The 18,858-nt window shown below is 62.5% G+C and carries 20 protein-coding genes; 15 read left to right on the forward strand and 5 right to left on the reverse strand.

The features are described from left to right. The first annotated feature begins 23 nt into the window (after positions 1–23). Positions 24–485: a protease gene (locus tag M2367_RS03855; RefSeq protein ID WP_224430699.1), complete on the forward strand. Its 462-nt coding sequence runs from the start codon at positions 24–26 to the stop codon at positions 483–485. Positions 486–550: 65 nt separating this feature from the next. Continuing rightward, positions 551–880 carry a DHCW motif cupin fold protein gene (locus M2367_RS03860; RefSeq protein WP_259235863.1) on the forward strand — a complete coding sequence of 110 codons (330 nt, stop codon included), beginning with the start codon at positions 551–553 and terminating at the stop codon, positions 878–880. A 109-nt stretch (positions 881–989) separates the two neighbouring features. Here the strand turns inward: M2367_RS03860 and M2367_RS03865 are convergent, their stop codons facing one another. Continuing rightward, positions 990–1,994: a questin oxidase family protein gene (locus M2367_RS03865; RefSeq protein WP_259235864.1), complete on the reverse strand. Its 1,005-nt coding sequence runs from the start codon at positions 1,992–1,994 to the stop codon at positions 990–992. Between the two features lie 280 nt (positions 1,995–2,274). On the opposite strand from M2367_RS03865, the gene soxR reads away from it, so the two are divergent. The 4 genes from soxR to M2367_RS03885 all read left to right on the forward strand — a co-directional run bounded on the left by soxR (position 2,275) and on the right by M2367_RS03885 (position 4,280). Then, positions 2,275–2,754, forward strand: coding sequence for a redox-sensitive transcriptional activator SoxR (gene soxR / locus M2367_RS03870; RefSeq protein ID WP_259236204.1), 480 nt, complete (start codon positions 2,275–2,277; stop codon positions 2,752–2,754). Then, the gene (locus tag M2367_RS03875; RefSeq protein ID WP_259235865.1) at positions 2,754–3,095 is read left to right on the forward strand and encodes an O-methyltransferase; all 342 of its coding nucleotides are present in this window, start codon (positions 2,754–2,756) and stop codon (positions 3,093–3,095) included. The genes soxR and M2367_RS03875 overlap by 1 nt, the downstream gene beginning before the upstream one ends. A gap of 109 nt (positions 3,096–3,204) precedes the next feature. Continuing rightward, a complete protein-coding gene (locus M2367_RS03880) occupies positions 3,205–3,699 on the forward strand; it encodes a VOC family protein (RefSeq protein ID WP_259235866.1) in 495 nt (164 codons plus the stop codon). A gap of 107 nt (positions 3,700–3,806) precedes the next feature. Further along, a complete protein-coding gene (locus M2367_RS03885) occupies positions 3,807–4,280 on the forward strand; it encodes an SRPBCC family protein (RefSeq protein WP_259235867.1) in 474 nt (157 codons plus the stop codon). A gap of 78 nt (positions 4,281–4,358) precedes the next feature. On the opposite strand, the gene M2367_RS03890 is transcribed toward M2367_RS03885, so the two are convergent. Beyond that, positions 4,359–5,339: a Gfo/Idh/MocA family protein gene (locus M2367_RS03890; RefSeq protein ID WP_259235868.1), complete on the reverse strand. Its 981-nt coding sequence runs from the start codon at positions 5,337–5,339 to the stop codon at positions 4,359–4,361. Positions 5,340–5,868: 529 nt separating this feature from the next. On the opposite strand from M2367_RS03890, the gene M2367_RS03895 reads away from it, so the two are divergent. After that, entirely contained in the window at positions 5,869–7,500 is a 1,632-nt protein-coding gene (locus tag M2367_RS03895; RefSeq protein ID WP_259235869.1) for a methyl-accepting chemotaxis protein, read from the forward strand. A 327-nt stretch (positions 7,501–7,827) separates the two neighbouring features. On the opposite strand, the gene suhB is transcribed toward M2367_RS03895, so the two are convergent. Then, positions 7,828–8,631 (reverse strand): inositol-1-monophosphatase, encoded by an 804-nt coding sequence (gene suhB / locus M2367_RS03900; protein ID WP_042042263.1) that lies wholly within the window; start codon positions 8,629–8,631, stop codon positions 7,828–7,830. A 212-nt stretch (positions 8,632–8,843) separates the two neighbouring features. Between suhB and M2367_RS03905 the strand changes: the two genes are divergently transcribed. After that, complete coding sequence (locus tag M2367_RS03905; RefSeq protein ID WP_259235870.1) at positions 8,844–9,308, forward strand: hypothetical protein; 465 nt, start codon at positions 8,844–8,846, stop codon at positions 9,306–9,308. Here M2367_RS03905 and M2367_RS03910 read toward each other — a convergent pair. Continuing rightward, positions 9,305–9,910: a TetR/AcrR family transcriptional regulator gene (locus M2367_RS03910; RefSeq protein WP_259235871.1), complete on the reverse strand. Its 606-nt coding sequence runs from the start codon at positions 9,908–9,910 to the stop codon at positions 9,305–9,307. The genes M2367_RS03905 and M2367_RS03910 overlap by 4 nt on opposite strands. 89 nt (positions 9,911–9,999) lie before the next feature. Here M2367_RS03910 and M2367_RS03915 point away from each other — a divergent pair, with 89 nt between their 5' ends. The 7 genes from M2367_RS03915 (at position 10,000) to emrD (ending at position 17,720) form a co-directional block, all read left to right on the forward strand. Continuing rightward, on the forward strand, positions 10,000–10,611 hold the full coding sequence (locus tag M2367_RS03915) for a glutathione S-transferase family protein (protein ID WP_259235873.1): 612 nt from the start codon (positions 10,000–10,002) through the stop codon (positions 10,609–10,611). Between the two features lie 59 nt (positions 10,612–10,670). Then, complete coding sequence (locus M2367_RS03920) at positions 10,671–11,333, forward strand: glutathione S-transferase family protein (protein WP_259235874.1); 663 nt, start codon at positions 10,671–10,673, stop codon at positions 11,331–11,333. Between the two features lie 210 nt (positions 11,334–11,543). Continuing rightward, positions 11,544–13,070 (forward strand): ABC transporter substrate-binding protein, encoded by a 1,527-nt coding sequence (locus M2367_RS03925; RefSeq protein WP_259235875.1) that lies wholly within the window; start codon positions 11,544–11,546, stop codon positions 13,068–13,070. Next, entirely contained in the window at positions 13,067–14,029 is a 963-nt protein-coding gene (locus M2367_RS03930) for an ABC transporter permease (RefSeq protein WP_259235876.1), read from the forward strand. The genes M2367_RS03925 and M2367_RS03930 overlap by 4 nt, the downstream gene beginning before the upstream one ends. A gap of 2 nt (positions 14,030–14,031) precedes the next feature. Then, positions 14,032–14,838, forward strand: coding sequence for an ABC transporter permease (locus M2367_RS03935; RefSeq protein WP_259235877.1), 807 nt, complete (start codon positions 14,032–14,034; stop codon positions 14,836–14,838). Continuing rightward, on the forward strand, positions 14,835–16,271 hold the full coding sequence (locus tag M2367_RS03940) for an ABC transporter ATP-binding protein (RefSeq protein WP_259235878.1): 1,437 nt from the start codon (positions 14,835–14,837) through the stop codon (positions 16,269–16,271). The genes M2367_RS03935 and M2367_RS03940 overlap by 4 nt, the downstream gene beginning before the upstream one ends. A 252-nt stretch (positions 16,272–16,523) precedes the next feature. Continuing rightward, positions 16,524–17,720, forward strand: coding sequence for a multidrug efflux MFS transporter EmrD (emrD, locus tag M2367_RS03945; protein WP_259235879.1), 1,197 nt, complete (start codon positions 16,524–16,526; stop codon positions 17,718–17,720). Positions 17,721–17,838: 118 nt separating this feature from the next. Here the strand turns inward: emrD and M2367_RS03950 are convergent, their stop codons facing one another. After that, positions 17,839–18,741 (reverse strand): LysR family transcriptional regulator, encoded by a 903-nt coding sequence (locus M2367_RS03950; protein ID WP_259235880.1) that lies wholly within the window; start codon positions 18,739–18,741, stop codon positions 17,839–17,841. Positions 18,742–18,858: the final 117 nt, after the last annotated feature.

Genomic DNA, 18,858 nt, shown 5'->3' on the forward strand with positions numbered 1-18,858 from the left:
GCCCCCTTTTTGATGGAGGCAACATGATGTCACTCTTGCTCGGCGGCGTCCTTGGCCTGAGCGCCTTGCAGTGCGAGCTTAACGTCAAGGCCCAGAGCCGGGTCGACGAACCCTTAAGCCTGGCCATGGCGCTCAGCAACCAGGGGGAGGATACCCTGGAGGTGTTGAGCTGGTTTACCCCCTTCGAAGGCTGGTTTGCCGATGCCATCGACCTGACCCTGAACGAGCAGCCCATTCCCTATCAGGGACCACTCGCCAAACGGGGTGCCCCCGGGGCTGATGATCGCCTGATAGTGGGCCCCAAACAGCGCATCAAGGCCGAGGCAGAATTGACTCAGGTCTATGACTTGAGCCAACCCGGCCACTATCGACTCAGTTATCGCCCCGCGCCGGTGCGAGATGAGCAGGGAGTCACGCCTGAGTGCCCGCCAGTCAGCTTCGAGCGCCTGCCAGTAGACAACCCGCCAGCTGCCCAGACCCAGTGATGGGGGCTGTGAACAGACCATCCCTCTTCCCGACGTGAAGTAAACAAGCCGCAAGGAGTGCATCAGTGCAGATAGACAATCTGCCATTCGGCCTGACCGATTGGCATCAAGTGCCAGAGACCCTTCATCCCGGGGAGCAGGGCGAGGCCCGCTGGCGCACCCGCCAATTCGGGCCGCTGCGGGTGCGCATGGTGGAGTACAGCCCCGGCTATGTCGCCGATCACTGGTGTAGCAAGGGCCATATCCTGCTCTGCCTGGAGGGTGAACTGCATACCGAGCTGGCCGACGGCCGTAACTTCGTGCTGACCCCGGGGGTCAGCTATCAGGTGGCCGACGGGGCCGAACCGCATCGCTCTACCAGCCCCCTTGGTGCCACGCTGTTTATCGTCGACTGACGCGGCATGACGCTCTTCATTGCATAAAATCGGGGCCAGATTGGCCCCGACTTCCGTTTGGTGGGCTCACCTCAAAGGCCAGCTCCCGTCCCCCTATCTTCTCATCGCCTCAGCCATTGCCCAGCAAGCCAACTTCCCGGGCCGCCACCGCCAGGTAGTGGCGAGAGACAGCCCGTTCGCGCCAGCAGGCGTGAACCAGCTTGATGCAGTGATCGTCATTGCTATTGATGGCCAGAGCCACCACCTGCTGCCAGTGAATATCCCCCGGCGCAGGCCAGTGAGGCCCGTTGAGCGAAGGGGCGCCGACCGTCACATAGGCGGCGGCCACTCCTTGCCAGAGGAGCCGGATAAACTCACCGCGCAGCGGCTCACCGAGCTGCGCACTGATGATGGTGGCCGCCCGGGTGCCGGTCACCAGATGCAATACGGTAAAATCCCGGGTCTGCCAGTAGAGCGCCAGGGCCAGCTCGGCCAGGATGCGCAGTAGGTCCCCGGGGCCGCACTTTCCCTCGGTCAGTGGCGGGACACCCGTCAGGTCGCGGGGCAAGGTCTGCACAAAGGCGGGGCTCTCGGCGAGTTGGCGAAGGCGGGCGGTGATCCAGCCCTGATCACTGTGCCAGCCGCCCAATGCCTCATGGAGACGCGCCAGCAGAGCGGGGAGATCCGGGCATGGGGCTCCCAACCCTTGAGGCAGGTGCAGCGGTTTGCAATGCCAGGCTGCCAGTGCCGCAGCCTGTTCGCCCTGATGGCCGTTTTCGATGGCACAGGCGAGGCGGATCATAGGATGAAAGGCGCCACTGGCCGGAGATATCCCCTGAGCCACTATCTGGGTAAACAGGGGCTGCCAGCCCTCTCTGGCAACCTTGCTTGAAAAGTCGGCCCTAAGCTGGCTGAAGCGAGCCTCCGGATCCTGCCCCTCATCCGTGAGCCCGCTCCCAGGACTCGCGGGCAGGGCCTTGTCGCGCTGCCAGTATGCGAAGAAGTCGTTAAGGCGCGCCTCATCTGCCCCCATTTCAGCCAGGGCATGGAGCGCCATGGGACAGTGATTGGTGGTGCCTCGGCCATTGAGGGCGAACTGCTGGTTGGCATCGAGCAGGTTGTGCAGTGACATCATATGCGGTGACTCCTTGACGGTGATAGCTTGAATCATGCAAGTTAAAGTTAACTTTAAGTCAAGGGGCCAGGTGCAGCCTCTTGTCCAGGGGGCGCTGACTTGGATGCTGGAACATGAGGGATGCAGGAGCATGAGAGATGAGGGATGAGGGCAAGCGACAGCCACAGGGAGCGCGTTTTGTCCCAGAGCGGATATTGATTGGTGAAGCAGGGAGGTATCCATGAGCAAGGACGATATTGAACGCGGGCAGGGGCCAATCCCTTCAGCCCCCGAACAGAGCATGACGAATGGCGAGCTTGGCCATGGCTGGCTTGCCATCGGCCAACTCGCCAAGCGCGCCGGGGTCAAGGCCAGTGCCTTGCGCTTCTACGAGCAGAAAGGGCTGATCAGCAGTGCTCGCAGCCAGGGGGGGCAACGAGTCTATCCCCAGCATGTGCTGCGCCGTGTCGCCTTCATCCGCGCCGCACAAGGAGTGGGTCTTAGTCTGGAAGAGATAGGGCATGCCCTGGCCGGGCTGCCCGAGGGGCGCACACCGACCCCGGAGGATTGGTCCGCCCTTGCCCGTGACTGGCAGTTGCTGCTCGAGGCCCGCATCACGGCGCTGCAACTGATGCAGCGCAAGCTCAGCGCCTGTGTGGGCTGCGGTTGTCTCTCCCTGCGTCACTGCGCCCTCTACAACCCGCAAGATCAGGCCGCTCGTCATGGTGCCGGGGCTCGTTACCTGATGGGGGATTTTCCCCCCGATATAGATGACCAATAATGACGCCGCTGAAACGGACGATGGCGCAGGCGAATTTTCACCGTGCGGGGCTGGAGAGCGTCATCATCCAGTTGGCGGGGAAAGCGGAGGCCATACTGCCATGCCTGGCCAAGGGGGCATTCGATCTTGTTTTCCTCGATACGGATCGCAGCCAGTACCCCAGCTGGTGGCCGAGCATCAGGGCGCTACTGTCCACCCGTGGCCTGCTCGTCGTCGACAACGCCATCTCCCATCACCATGAACTTGAGGATTGGATGACGGAGGTGGCACAGGATCCCGGATTTCAGCAACTGTTGCTGCCCATTGGCAAGGGGGAGTGGCTGCTGGTCAAGAACCCGTGATGTCAGGGGGATGGGTGCCGGTTAGCAAGCGCGCAGCGTCGAACGGGGGTGAACTGGCCCTCCCCGGAAGGGCATTTATACTCATTGCTGGTTCAACAGGAGTCATCCCATGGGCGTCATTCCCTGCCTCTGGTTCGACGGCCAGGCCCAGGCCGCCGCCGAACTCTACATCAGCCTGTTTCCCGAGTCCGGGATCCTGGCCATCAACCACTATCCCGGGCAAGAGGCTGATCCGCCTCTGCCCGGTACGCATCGCCCGGCGGCCAGCGTGCTGACGGTGCATTTCCGCCTCGAGGGGAGCCACTACCTGGCCCTCAATGGTGGGCCGCAATTTCCCCACACGCCGGCCTGCTCGCTGGTGGGGTACTGTGATAACCAGCTGGAGCTGGACAAGCGCTGGCAGGTCTTGAGCGAAGGGGGGCGCGCGGATCAGTGCGGCTGGCTGCAAGACAGGTTCGGGCTCTCCTGGCAACTGGTGCCACGGCAACTGCCCCAGTGGCTCTCAGGGGATCCCGCCGCCAGTGCCCGGGTGTTTGGCGCCCTGATGAGAATGGGACGACTCGACATCGCAACCTTGCAGCGGGCCTATGAGGGAAATGCGTGAGGCTCGCTTGCCGGGGGCCCACTCATGTCGCTTGGCTAGGCGGCGGTGAGCCTTCACCCCCTCTCTGATTAATCGGATGTTATCTCACTGACACAGGAAGCAATGCCATGATGACAGAACAGCTGGATGAGGCTCGTGATCTGGTGCTGGAGCGATGGATAGCGGCCTCGCCGGAGGCGCTTTATCGCTGCTGGACCGAGTCTGAGTTGCTGATGCGCTGGTTCGCTCCCCAGCCCTGGCGCACCCTGAGCGCCGAGCTGGATGTGCGGGTTGGCGGGGCCAGTCTGGTGGTGATGGGGGGACCCAATGGTGAACAGATCCCCTGTCCCGGCATCTACCTGGCACTGGAGCCGGGGCGGCGTATCGTCTCGACCGATGCCTATGAGCGAGCGTGGCAACCGACGGCCCGTCCCTTCATGACGCTGATCTTGAGTTTTACCCCCGAGGGGGAGGGCACCCGTTATCGGGCATGGGTACGCCATTGGCGCGAGGCGGATCGCAAGGAGCATGAGGCGATGGGTTTTCACCGTGGTTGGGGCCAATGCACGGATCAGCTGGCGGAGCTGGCCGCAACGCTCTAGGGGCCATGTGATAGGACAGCGGTAAAACAAGAGGCCCCGCAGTGCGGGGCCTCTTTCTATCGGCTAGTGGCTGGCCAATCAGGCTTGATCGGCCGGGAAGCGCACACCAACCTGATGGCGTACCTGGGTGATGACCCGCGCCGTGTCGATGGAGCGCGTCACCGCAGCTTCATCCATTTGGCCTGCGGTTATCTGGGCGGCGAAGGCCGTGGCCTCATAGATCATGCTGTTGTCAGACTGGGGCAGGGTCAGGACTTCCCGCTGGCCGTCGCGGCCTATCCAGGTCAGCCCGGTGCTCTCGGAGAGGTGCTCTATGATGAAGGCGCCTTCGCTGCCCTGGATCTCGCTTGGGATGAAGGAGTCAGACACCTTGGAGTGGCTGATCACCATCTCGAAATCCGGGTAGTGCAGCAGCACTGTGCCTTGAATGTCGACCCCTGTCTCCAGCAACTGGCCACTGGCGGTGACCCGCTCTGGCGCACCAAACAGGGCGATGGCACTGGCCACGCAGTAGTAGCCAATGTCCATGATGGAGCCATTGGAGAAGGCCGGGTTGAAGGTATTGGGCTGCTCACCGGCCAGGTACTTGGGCCAACGGGAGGAGAACTGGCAATAGCTGAAGCTGGCGCGTCGCGCCTGGCCCAGACGGGGCAGTTGCTCGGCCAGCAGGCGGAAGTTTGGCAGGTAGGCGGTCTTGAAGGCTTCGAACAAGACGACGCCCCGCTCACGGGCGCACTGGTACATGGCCTCGACCTCGGCCAGGTTGGAGCCGAGTGGCTTCTCGCAGATCACATGTTTGCCCGCCGCCAGCAGTTGCAGCGTATGGGGGCAGTGCAGGGAGTTGGGGCTCGCCACGTAGACGGCATCGAAGCAGGGGCTGGCGGCAAACTCGGCCAGATCGTCGAAGCAGGCCGGATCATCATACTGGGCGGCAAAGGCTTCTGCGGTGGCGCGCTGGCGGGAGTAGACGGCAGTCAGCTGAAAAGCCTTGCTCAGCAGTGCCGCTTCGATGAATTTTTCTGTGATCCAGTTGGTTCCGATCACCGCGAGTCTGATCATGGGTTAGCTCCTTGTAACAACATGCAGGTAGCAAGAGGGGCAGGGTCGGCGCTCATCATAGCCTAACTCGCCCTCTGGCCCCACCATGGCAGTTGGCCTTCTGCAGGAAAAATTCGTCACTGATGATAAGTCGCTCAATGTTGGTCTGATACCGAGTCGCGGGAGAGGGGGATCCCATCATGCCGCAGATAAAAAAGGGACGTTGTTATTATCCGGGCATCTTTATCAGGCGAAACGATAACCGCCAGGATGAGCGGTGATATATGGATTGAATAGATCAAAAAGTGCACTAGCTAATTTATTGAGACTAATAGATGGTCCGTTAAATACAGTGCTGTTAATAATCTTGCCAATATTCATGGCGCGAATAGTCGGGGTTGGCAAGGGGGTATGATATAGTCGGCAGCTGCCGGGAATTTCCCTTCTCGGCCTATCGACACCTCCCAGCAGGACTCCCGGGCGGCGCATGCCATAAGGACATGATGACCAACAGCCTCTGCCATTCGGCAGTTGAGGAATATGGGTAAACATGTTTTATAAAGACCTCTCCATCGGCAAGAAAATTGCCCTGGTGTTTTTCGTGATCGCCATCGTCAATATGATATTCGGTCTCTTCCTTGCCAGTGAATTAAGAACGGTGCGGGAACGCGTATTGAATTTTACCGACTCAACCCTGCCGAGTGTCATCTCGGTTGAAAACCTCATGTATGACGTCTCTTATGTGCGCCGTGCCCAGTTTGCCGTGCTGATGGTGGATGATGCGGCCGATCTGCAGGCGCGGCTTGGCCGGATCCAGGTCAATATCGGCAAGGTGGATGGGGCTATGCGCGGCTATGAAGCCACGGTCGGTAGCGATAATGAGCGTCAGGTATTCAATCGTACCAAGCAGGCCTGGCTCGACTATCGACAGAGTGTGGGCGATTTTGAGCGCCAGCTCACCCAGGGCAACCGGGAACAGGCCCGCGTCCAGCTGTTCCAGACCAATGAGGGTTATAGCCGCCTGGAGCAGGAGGTGAACAACCTGATCAGCGTCAACCTGGGCTTTGTGCAGGAAAACCGGGGGGGGCTGCTCGGCAGTGTCAGCACGCTGCTCACCCTCTCCAGCGTCAGCATCGGGGCCCTGGTGCTGTTCATGATCGCCATGACCTGGTTCCTGACGCGCCAGATCTGCCGACCCCTGCAGGCCGTGGTGAGTCAGGCCAATGCCATCGCCGCCGGAGACTTGACCCACAGATTGGATCGTCAGCACATCGGCAAGGATGAGCTGGGCATGCTTGCCAAGGCCACGTTGCAGATGCAGGACAACCTGCGCCGGCTCATTGAAGAGGTGGTGGCCGCCGTCACCCAGCTGGGTACGGCCATCGAGGAGGTGAGTGCCGTCTCCGAGCAATCTTCACGGGGGATTGCCCATCAACAGCAGGAGATCACGCAAGTGGCGACCGCCATGGCGCAGATGAAGGCGACGGTGGCGGATGTGGCTGGCAATACCGAGATGGCCTCTGATTCTGCGAGCGCCGCCAACCGGCTGGCTCGTCGCGGCAACCAGGATGTGCAGGGCTCCCTGGTCGCCATCAATCAGGTGGCCGCCGAGATGGAGCAGGCCGGCATCCTGGTAACCGAGCTGGAGCGGGAGTCGGCCCAGATCAATCTGGTGGTCGATGTGATCCGTGGCATCGCCGATCAGACCAACTTGCTGGCGCTCAATGCTGCCATCGAGGCGGCGCGGGCGGGTGAGCAGGGTCGTGGCTTTGCCGTGGTGGCCGATGAGGTACGTACCCTGGCTGGCCGTACTCAGGCCTCCACCGGGGAGATCATTGCCATCATAGAGACGCTGCAGGCCCGGGCGAACCAGGCGCGCAAGGTGACAGGGCAGAGCTGTGACATGATCCGCCAGTGTGTCGGCCAGAGCGAACAGACCGGGGTGGGTATTCAGCAGATTGAAGAGGCGGTGGCCCAGATAGCCGACATGGCCATCCAGATCGCCAGTGCCTGCAGCGAACAGGATGCGGTCTCCGACGAGCTGGGGCGCAATGTCGAGCGGATAAATGAGTCTTCTCGCGAGGTTGCAACCGGTGCCGAGCACACGGCCCAAGCCTGCCTGGAGCTGAGCCAGTTGGCGGCCGGGCTCAAGCAGACCATAGGCCGCTTCCGCCTGGTCTGATGAGGTCAGTATCGGGTTGGCTCAGATTGGCCCGGTAGCTGCGCGTTAATGTCAACACCCGGCCTGGCGCCGGGTGTTTGTTTTTGGCGGGCTGCCAGGGAGGTGGTCGCGGGGCAATGTGAGCAGGCGGCAGCATGGCACATCGAGTCATCCGGGACGTCTGCCGATTTCCAGGGCTGGAAGGTCTGTATCAAGGGCTTATACGGGGCTGGGGATGGCTGCGCTGGAGAGCGGCACTACGGCCTGGATCCCTGGTTGCCTTGATAAGTAGCAGATATAAAAAAACCCGGCCTGAGCCGGGTTTAAGGTGCAAGAGTCGGAACTGGCTTATTTGGCCAGAGATTCCGGCAGATTCTCGCGGATCTTGCCGAGCATCACCTTGAGGACGCGCGGGTTGGCAACCACCATGTTGCCGGAGTTTTCGTAGTTATGACCACCCACGAAATCGGTGACGATGGCGCCAGACTCTTTGGCCAGCAGTTCACCGGCGGCACTTTCCCAAGGCTTGAGGCCGATTTCCCAGTAACCGTCGATGCGGCCAGCGGCGACATAGGCCAGATCCAGGGAAGGCGCGGCGGCGCGACGGATGTCAGCACACTCGATGAACATGCTCTGGAACATCTTCAGGTAAGGCTCGATGTGGTGTTTTTGCTTGAACGGGAAGCCGGTGGCCAGCACGGTGCCGGACAGGTCTTTAGCTTTGCCGACACGGATGCGGTAGCCGTTCAGCTGGGCGCCATTACCACGGGTAGCGGTAAAGAGTTCGTCACGGATGGGATCGTAGACGACGGCCTGTTCGGTCTTGCCCTTGACGCGCAGGGCGATGGAGACGGCAAAGTGCGGAATGCCCTTGACCAGGTTGGTCGTGCCATCCAGTGGGTCAATGATCCATTGGTAGTCCGGATTGGTACCGGCAATCTCACCAGACTCTTCAGCGATGATGCTGTGTTCTGGGTAAGATTTTTTGATGGTATGAATGATGGCCGCTTCGGCTTCACGGTCAACGTTGGTCACGAAGTCATTGCTGCCTTTCTGAGTGGCCTCGATGTTTTCGGGCTGGGAGAAGGCTTTTACTACTACTTGACCGGCGTTGCGCGCAGCGCGCACGGCGATATTCAGCATCGGATGCATAGGTTCACCACTGGATGTTAAAGAACGGGGATAAAAGGACGCAAAATTATAGCAGCATACTTTTGAACCGCAAGCTTTATCCCCCATCGAGAAGCGCTAAATATATAGCATCCATCAATGGCTGACTTTACATAACATTTTGGTCTAGTCTTGTCTCGCCAGACCCCTGGCACGTGTAATAACAAGCTCCATCACTCATAGGGATGTGTCGTATGAACTTGTCATTAGTCAGTCATAAACCGTCGTCCATGGCGGTCAATGGGTTGCTGCAGGCGTTACAGACGTCCGCCGACGTCGGCACCTATTTTAACCGCATCGTGGTGACCAGTCCGAGTCAATGGAATCCGACTCGAGATGAGGCCGCCATCTTGCTACTCGATGATGAGGTCCACTGGCCGGAATCTGCGGCGGGGGAGACTGAGACCTCGATTGGATTGCCCGTGCTGCCGCTCTGGGTGTGTACGGCTGAGGATTCGGGAGGGGCAAACACGCGCCGTGGGCCTGATGTACGGGATCCCCGCTACTACTTTGTCTCCAACGGCATTGTGATGGATGGTCACGAGTGGGAGAGCCCGACCAGCAGCCAGCTGCTGCTGGACAAACTCGCCTCGTACCTCCCACTGTTGTCACGCCTGAGCCTGCTGCGTCAGCGCAGCCAGCCGGGGACTGTTAACTAGGCCGTCAGTTGGTCGCCCTGCCACAGGGTGAGCTGTCGTTTGAGGGTGGCAATGTCGGCGCGCAAGGTGTCGCCATTGCCTCCTCCCTTCCCGAGCAAGATACAGCCCTGCACATGCACAAACAAAAAGCGCGCCAGTGCTTCCACGTCTGTATTGCCTGCCAATTCCCCATCTCGAATCGCGACCCTGAGCGCATGGGTCAGCGCCTGCTGCAACTCCTGGTGCATGGCCGCGATGCACTCATGCACCCTGGGTTCATCCATGGCTGTGCCTATCTGGGCATTTTGCAAGAAACAACCCAGGTTGCCGGGTTGAGTCAGGCGCAGTGCCAGAGCATCTAGCCAGCCATGGATGGCCGCAATCCCGCCGCGCTCGCAGAGCAAAGGGGTGAGGCGCTGGCGTGAGACCTTGTCGATGTAGTGATCCAGCGCCAGTTGAAACAGGGTGTGCTTGTCTCCGAAGCTGTTGTAGAGGCTGAAACGATTGATGCCCAAGGCATCGACCAGATCCTGGATCGAGGTTGCCTCAAAGCCTTTTTGCCAGAACAGTGTCATGGCTTGTTCCAGCTTTTCGGCTGGATCGAATGCAGTTTTTCGGGCCATAGTGTCTCCTGTTGCCACTATAACAAATTCTTGACCGTTCGTTTAGATAAGACTAGTTTCTAACTGTTCGTTTAGAAATGGAGAGCAGGATGAAAGTCTATGAATTGCGGCGAGCCCCCAATGCGCGCCGGGTGCGGATGTTTCTGGCCGAGAAAGGGGTCAACATGGCCTATGAACAGGTCGATCTGAGCGGCGGTGAGAACTTGAGTCTGGACTTTCTGGCCAAGAATCCGGCCGGGCGCATTCCGGTGCTGGCGCTGGATGACGGTAGCTATCTGAGCGAATCGGTCGCTATCTGCCGTTACTTCGAGGAGCTCTACCCCGATAACAATCTGTTTGGCGCCACTGCGCTGGAGCGGGCCCAGATAGAGATGTGGAGCCGCTTCATCGAGTTCAACCTCTGGCTGCCAGCGGGCATGGCCTTTCGCCACATCACCGGTTTTTATCAGGACAGGGAGACTTGCTTCCCCGAGTGGGGGCAGGAGTGCAAATTATTGACGAGTCAGTGGTTCGGCAAGTTGGAGGCAAGACTGCAAGAGTCTGCCTATGTTGCCGGTGATCGCTTCACTATCGCCGACATTCTTGCCATATGCGCCATAGACTTTGCCGCCAGGACGCTGGAACTGCACATAGCCGATGAGCAGACATCCCTCAAGCGTTGGTATGATGCGGTCTCAAGCAGACCCAGTGCCCAGGCCTGAGTCACTCTACCATCAGAGACGCCCGACACCCTGTGTGTTGGGCAACCAAGGAGAAGATGATGATTGATTTCTACACGGCCGCGACGCCAAACGGCTTCAAGGTCGCCATCGCCCTCGAAGAGTTGGGTCTGCCTTATAAGGTGATCCCGCTCGATTTTTCGACCCAGGAGCAGAAGAAGTCCGCGTTTCTGGCCATCAACCCCAATGGCCGCATCCCTGCCATCGTCGATCGGGACAACGATGACTTCGCCGTGTTCGAATCCGGCGCCATCCTGCTCTATCTGGCGGAAAAAACCGGCAAGCTGCTGCCGCAAGATCCCAAGCGTCGCTCCCAGGCTATCCAGTGGCTGATGTTCCAGATGGGCGGCGTCGGCCCCATGATGGGGCAGGCCAACGTCTTCTACCGCTACTTCCCCGAGAAGATCCCGGCGGCTATAGAACGGTACCAGAAGGAGGGGCGCCGTCTGTTCGAGGTGCTGGACGGACATCTTGCCCACCATGAGTACCTGGCCGACGAGTACAGCATCGCCGACATCGCCACCTGGCCCTGGGTGCGGATCTATGACTGGAGCGGCATCTCCATCGAGGGTCTGCCGCATCTGCAGGCCTGGATGGCGCGCATGGGGGCCAAACCCGCCTGCCAGAAGGGCATCACCATACCACCGCGCAACGAAAGTCCCGAGGATCAGGTCAAGCGGGCGCAGCAGATGGTGACCCGCTAGGATGATGACGATGGCCCGATGACGGGCCATCTCTTTTTATGATCGCCGCCCCATTGACTGCCCTTCACGCCTGCAGGGCCTCTCACCTGCTCACCCCTTTCCCGCTGTAAATAAGCCATTTATCAAAAATCAAGAGTCATTCTTTCCATTAGATTGTTATGTTATAACACCAATACTTTATTGATAATCATTATTGTTTGGATGGAATGGATGACAAAAATACACACCTCTGCACGATGGTGCGCGCTGGCACTGCTGGTGGGGATGAATGCCGCTCACGGCAAGCCGCTGACCATGGTCGGGCCCTGGGAGATCCACAGTGTCGACCCTGCCAGCAACGGGGTCTTCTTTACCCGCATGCAGGTGGCGGAGACCCTGGTCGAGGTCGACAGCCAGGGCAATCTGCAACCCGGGCTCGCCAGCCAGTGGTCAAGCTCCGGGGATGGTTTGCAATGGCGATTCACCCTGCGCCCCGGGGCCCGCTTTCACGATGGCAGCGAGGTGAGCGCCGAGCAGGCCGCCTTTGCCCTGCAGCAGGCCAGGCGCAAGCCCGGCGTCATGACCAGTGCCCCCATAGCGTCCATTGAGGCCCGCGAGGGGGCTCTGCTGGTCACCCTCACCGGCCCCTTCGCCCCCCTGGCCGCCGTGCTGGCTCACCCCAGCACCCAGATCCTGGCGAAGGGGGCCTATGATGCCAGGGGGGAGATGACTCAGGTCATCGGCTCAGGCCCCTATCGCATCACCCGGTTGCAGCAACCTCAGCGGATCGAAACCGAGCGCTTCGATGGCTGGCAGGGCCTCCAGCCTGCCATCTCGCAGGTGAGCTACCTGACGGTGGGCCGTGCCGAGAGCCGTACCCTGATGGCCGAGAGCGGTCAGGCAGACATCGCCTGGGGGCTGGATCCGGTCAGCATCCGCCGCTTGCAGCAGGCGCCCCGGGTCGCCATCGCCTCCGTCACCCTGCCGCGCACCATACAGCTCAAGCTCAATGGGGCCGATCCCCTTCTGAAGGATCCAGCGGTGCGCCGCGCCCTCAGTCTCGCCATCGATCGCCGTGGCATGGCGGCGGCCCTGCTGCGGGATCCCGAGATGGCGGCGACCCAGCTCTTCCCTCCCACCCTGGGGGAGTGGCATCAACCCGGGCTGACCCCGCTCGCCTATGACGTCAAGGCGGCTCAGGCGGCCTTGGCGGCGGCAGGCTGGCTGTTGGGGGCGGATGGTGTGCTGCACAAGGGGGAGGAGCGTTTCGCCCTGACCCTGCGCACCTTCCCGGATCGCCCGGAATTGCCCCTGCTGGCCACGGCACTGCAGGCGCAGTGGAAGGCGGTGGGGGTGGAGCTCAAGGTGGTGGTGGGCAACTCGAGCGAGATCCCGGCCGGTCATCAGGATGGCTCGCTCCAGCTCGGTCTCTATGCCCGCAACTATGCCCTGGTGCCGGATCCCCTGGTCACCCTGTTGGGGGATCTGGCCCCCGCCGGTGCCGACTGGGGGGTGATGAACTGGCAATCCCCGGCCCTGGAGCAAACACTGGCCCGCCTTGGCAAGGAGACCCTGCCCGCCGGGGAGGCCGCGGCACTGCGCCGTGACATCGCCACCACCCTGCAGCAGGAGTTGCCGCTTCTGCCCATCGCCTGGTACCGCCAGAGCGCGGCAGTCAGCCGTGAGCTGAAGGGCTTTGAACTGGATCCCCAGGAGCGCAGCTACCGTCTGGACAAACTGACATGGAGCGCCCAATGACAGCGATGCCCTTCTCCGCCGTCATGGGGATCCTGGGTCAGCGGCTGGTGCAGGCGCTGATGGTGGCCCTGCTGGTGGCCGGGCTCTGCTTTCTGATGGTGCAATCCCTGCCCGGGGACCTCGCCTTTCGCATCGCCGCGGGCCGCTATGGCTATGACTATGTCACCGCCGAGGCCGCCAATGCGGTGCGCAGCGAGCTGGGGCTGGCCGGTTCGGCCCTCTCCCGCTTTGGTGACTGGCTGGGAGCCCTGCTGCAGGGGGATCTCGGCAGCTCCCTGGTGACGGTGGCGCCGGTGGCGGGGGAGATTGCCCACCACCTGGGGGCCACCCTGTCCCTGGCGGTGGCCGCCGTGGCCCTGGCCCTGGTGCTGGCGCTACCGCTCGGCAGCCTGAGCGCCCTGCGCCCCGGGGGATGGTGCGATCGCCTGACCCTGGGCTGGAGCGTGCTGATGCGTGCGCTGCCTCCCTTCCTGCTCGGCCTGGTGCTCATGGTGCTGCTCTCGGTGGAGCTGGGCTGGGTCAGCGCCGCCGGTCACGGGGAGGGGAGCAACCTGCTGCTGCCCGCCCTCACCCTGGGGCTGGGGCTCTCGGGGGTACTCTCCCGGGTGGTGCGCGAGAGCGTGCTCACCGTGGTGCAGTCCGGCTATTACCGCTTCGCCCTCACCAAGGGGCTCTCGCCCGCCCGGGTCTTCAGGCGTCACGGCCTGCGCAACAGCGGGGTCAGCGTCATCGCCTACACAGGGGTTCAGCTGGTGCTGCTTATCGAAGGGGTAGTGGTGGTGGAGAGCCTGTTCGCCTGGCCCGGCATCGGCCATGCCCTGGTGCACGCCATCTTCTGGCGCGACATCCCCATGGTGCAGGGAACCGTGCTGGTGCTGGCGGCGCTGTTCGTGCTGCTCAATACCCTGACGGATCTGCTCTGTCTCGCCATCGATCCCCGCGGTCACAAGGAGTCCTGATCATGTCTTTCTCCGTCAAGGCGGGAGCAAGCCTGCTCCTGCTGGTGGTGCTGTTTGCCCTGCTGGGCCCAATGCTCTGGCCCGATCCCGCCGCCCAGGAGCTGGTGCAGTTCCTGGCCGACCCCTCCTGGCAGGAGCCGCTCGGGCGCGATCAGATGGGCCGCAGCCTGATGGCGCGGCTCGCGGCGGCGACCCGGCTCTCCCTGCTGCTGGGGATGCTGTGCGTCCTGACTGCAGCCCTGCTGGGATCCTTGCTGGGCTGGCTCTCAGCCTGGCGCGGTGGCTGGGTTGACGGCCTGCTGCGCAGCCTGGCCGACGGTGTGCTGGCCCTGCCGAGCCTGCTGCTGGTGCTGCTCTTCTCCGCCATGGCCCAGGGGGGCTTCGCCATCCTCTATCTCGGGCTGGCCATGGCCCAGTGGGTGGAGTACTACCGGGTGGTGCGGGCCCGCAGCCGGGCGCTGCTCGCCTCGCCCCAGGTGGAGGCGTCCCGGCTGCTGGGCTTTGGCAACGGCCACATAGTGCGGCGCCACCTCTGGCCCGAGCTGGCCCCCCAGTTGCTGACCATGATGGCCTTTGGCCTCGCCGGGGCCATCCTGACCCTCTCCACCCTGGGCTTCGTCGGGGTGGGCATCCAGCCACCCACCCCTGAGCTTGGCCTGATGATGACGGAGGCGCTGCCCCACTATCAGGAGGCGCCCCGCCTGCTGCTGGCTCCCATCCTGGTGATGGGAATGATGCTGCTGGCCCTGGTGCTGCTCAATCAGCAGGGCACTCTTCACACCCCATCCCCACAAGGAGTCACCCCATGACGACCATTCATATCAAGGGCCTGCAGGTGGATGACGGTCAGCAAACTCTGTTGCAGGCGCTGGATCTCACCCTGCTCCCCGGCAGTGCTTTGACCCTGATAGGGGAGAGCGGCTCGGGCAAATCCCTGCTAGCCCACGCCCTGATGGGGACCTTGCCTGCCCCCCTGCGCGGCCGGGGTGAGATGGCGATGGGCGGCCGGCGCCACAGCCTGGCGGACCCCCAGGCCCTGCGCACCCTCTGGGGGCGGGAGCTGGCCATGCTGCCCCAGGAGCCGGTGCTGGCACTGGACCCCACCATGGGGCTGCTGCCTCAGGTGGAGGAGGGCTGGCTGGCGGGAGGCAAGGAGGCGCGCTCGCGGGCGCAGGACGCCCTGGCGCGGCTCGGGCTCGCCGGGCGGGAGCGCCACTTCCCGCACCAGCTCTCCGGGGGCATGGCCCAACGCGCGGCCTTTGCCGCCGCCACCCTGGGGCAGGCCCGTTTGCTCATCGCCGACGAACCCACCAAGGGGCTCGACAGCCGGGCCAGCGCCAGGCTGCAAACATTGCTCCAGGGCTATCTGACCGAGGGGCGCCACCTGCTGACCATCACCCACGATCTCTCCCTGGCCCGGGCGCTGGGGGGCTGGGTGCTGGTGATCAAGGGGGGCGAGGTAGTGGAGCAGGGGCCCGCCGAACAGGTGCTGCACACGCCTTCCCATGCCTACAGCCGCGCCCTGCTGGCGGCAGAGCCGTCCGCCTGGCCCGAGGCGGTGCATCCCCCGACCGGCGACTGGTTGCTCAAGGGGGAGGGGCTTGCCATGGGCTACGGGGAGCAGACTCTGTTCGAGGGGCTGGATCTGCCACTGGCCCGAGGGGAGCGGCTCGCCATCATGGCGCCGAGCGGCGCGGGCAAGAGCACCCTCGGCAATGTGCTGCTGGGGTTGCAGCGCCCGCTGCGGGGGCGGGTATTGCGCCAGACGGGCATAGCACCGCACCGCTGGCAGAAGCTCTATCAGGATCCGGTGCAGGCCTTCGCCAGCCGGGTGCGCCTCGCCACCCAGTTTGACGATTTGCTGCGCCTGCACAGGCTGCCCCGCCAGCCCCTCACCGACTATCTGGCGCGGCTAGGCCTCGATGAGCGGCTGCTGAGCCGGCTGCCGAGCCAGGTGTCCGGGGGAGAGCTGCAACGGCTGTCGCTGATCCGGGCCCTGTTGCTGCGCCCCGTGCTGTTGTTTGCCGACGAGCCCAGCTCCCGGCTCGATCCCCTCAGCCAGCAGCAGACCATCGCCTGCCTGCTAGGGGCGCTGGGGGAGATAGGCTGCGCCCTGCTGCTGGTGACCCATGACGAGGCGCTGGCGGGCAAGGTCGCCAGCCGTTGCCTGCTGTTGGGGAGTGGTGAGGAGGGCGCCGCCAAGGCTGCGCTGGAACCTGCGCGGGTGTCGCGGGCCGGATGAGGTCGCCGGGGGGATTATCCTGAACGATGGACGGGGCCTCTGGGTCCCGTATTATTAGAAAAACTAAGCCAAGCCGATTACAAAGATTCGTTCGTATTTTGTGATCCGAATCACTACCATGGCGGCCATTAAAGGGAGCTGATCTGCTCCCGATCAACGCGGGTCCTCCGCGCAGTGATTACTCATCCAGATCTGACAGTGACTCCTCCCTCGCGGTGAGGAGCGCCATGCTTTTGATGTCGTGGAGCAGTTATGAATCGGCACAGCTTTTATCCCTTGTTTTTCCTGACCATTCTCATGGTCGCCGTGGGCCAGATGACCCAGACCCTCTATGTGCCCTCCATCCCGGTGATGGCGGCGGATCTGGGGGTGAGTTCGGCGTCGTTGCAGGCGGTGATGGCCTGTTATCTGATCCCCTATGGCTTGTCCCAGTTTATTTATGGCCCCCTGTCGGACAAGTGGGGCCGTCGCCCCGTGTTGCTGACGGGCATGATGGTGTTTCTGCTTGGCACCCTGGTGATCCAGCTGATCCCGAGTGCCAGCGCCCTGCTGGTGGGCAGCTTCATTCAGGGGCTGGGAACGGGGGCGGCGGGCGCCATGAGCCGGACAGTGATGCGGGATCGCTACAGCGGCGCCGAGCTCAACCGCGCCAACAGCCTGGTGAGCATGGGGGTGATCTTCTCCCCCCTGCTGGCCCCCGTGCTGGGGGGCTGGCTGACCGAATGGTTGAACTGGCGGGCCGGTTACTGGTTCCTGTTCGGTTTTGGCGCCATCAGTACTCTCGCCATTTTGATCTGGTTTGCCGAGACGCTGCCACCAGCGCGTCGTCAGCCGCTGCGGGTGCGTGCCGCCTACCGCCATGTGCTCGGCAATCCCAGGTTCCAGGGTAACCTGCTCTGCCTGATGGCGACCTTCGCAGGCCTTGCGGTGTTCGAGGCGGCGGCGGGGGTATTGCTCGGTGATGTGCTCGGCCTCAATGCCAAGACGGTGAGCGTGCTGTTCGTGCTGCCCCTGCCGGGTTATCTGTTCGGCGCCTGGCTCTCGGCTCGTCTGAGCTTCCGGCTGAGTCAGGGCAGGCTGATGCGTCTGGGCATTGTCTTCCTGGGGGTGGGGGCCCTGATCATCCTGCTGCCGGGTCTGTTTGGCATCGTCAGCGCGGCGTCCCTGGTGGGGGGCGCGGCTGTCTACTTCATCGGCAGCGGCATCCTCTATCCGACGGCGACCTCCTGCGCCATCGAGCCCTTCCCGGGTCAGGCAGGGACGGCTGGCGCCATTCTGGGGGGCATGCAGAACCTGGGCGCCGGGCTGGTCACCCTGCTGGCAGCAACCTTTCCCATGGAGGGGCAGCTGGGACTGGGGGCCATCATGACGGCGATGGTCGTGCTGGTCGCCCTGAGCTTTGCCTGGCTGCGTCACCATGATTTGCCCCGGGAACAGCTGGCCACCTGATGTCGGTCACCTGCATCCCATCATCAAGCCCGCCTCCTTTGGCGGGCTTTTTGTTTACCGGGGGGCAGGGGGATGGAGGTAGCACACCTCGCCAGCAGGCGGCATCCCGGGGCTGCGGCTATGGGGCGGGATCCGTCGTCTCCGTGACCAGGGCGAGAAAGGCGCGCATGGCGGGGGTGATGCTGTGCTGACGGGTCATGAAGAGGGTGCGCCCGACATCGAGTGGCTCGAGCAGTCGGTAGTCCAGGTCGGAAAGCTGACTGGCCGAGTGGGCGAGACCGGCGCTGACGATGGCCCAGCCCAGCTGGTGGTGGACGGCGCTGGTCAGATGGAAGAGGGAGTCGGTTTCGAGCACTATCTTCAGGCTGATGCCTGCCCGTTCGGCGGCGAGATCCAGATAGTGGCGAAATTGCATGTTCCGGCTGGGCAGTACCAGCGGTTTGTCTTGCAGGCTGGCGAGGGGGATGGGGGCCGCACTCTGCAAGGTGATGGCATCACTGCGGCTCATCAACAGCGCCATGCGGTTGTGGCCCTGGGGGTATAGGTGAAAGGCGCGCCGGTTTGGGGCGCTCAGCGACTCGTCAAAGCCCAGGCCAATGTCGCACTGGTGCAGTTCCAGTTGCGACAGCAGGGCCTCGTTGCTCAGCACCGACAGGCGGATGGCGATATCGGGATAGCGTGCCTGGTAACTGGCGATGAGCGGCATGATGTCGACATTGGACTGCGGGACTATGCCGATGCGCAGGGTGCCTGACAGCTCGCCGTGAAAGCGCCCTAGCTCCTGCTTGAGCGCCTCCTGTTCCAGCAACATACGCTCGGCATACTGGCGCACCAGCTCCCCGGCCTCGGTGAGGGCGACAAACTGACTGGTGCGCACCACGAGATCGGTGCCAACGCTCTTTTCCAGCGCCGTGATGCTGGCCGACAGGGTGGGCTGGGTGATGTGGCACGCCTTGGCTGCCTTGGCGAAGTGCTGGTGATGGGCCAGCTCATGAAAGTAGTGCAGCTGCTTGATGTTCATCATGCTCTTGCAGGGGCTGGGGGAGGTAAGTGCCAACACTAATCAATTGAAAATCACTCTTCAATAGAATAGTTCTATCAACATATAGATTTAATTCATTGGTTTTACAGCAGTTGC

Origin of the sequence: Aeromonas sp. BIGb0445 (assembly GCF_024809075.1) — a bacterium.
GTDB lineage: Bacteria > Pseudomonadota > Gammaproteobacteria > Enterobacterales > Aeromonadaceae > Aeromonas > Aeromonas rivuli.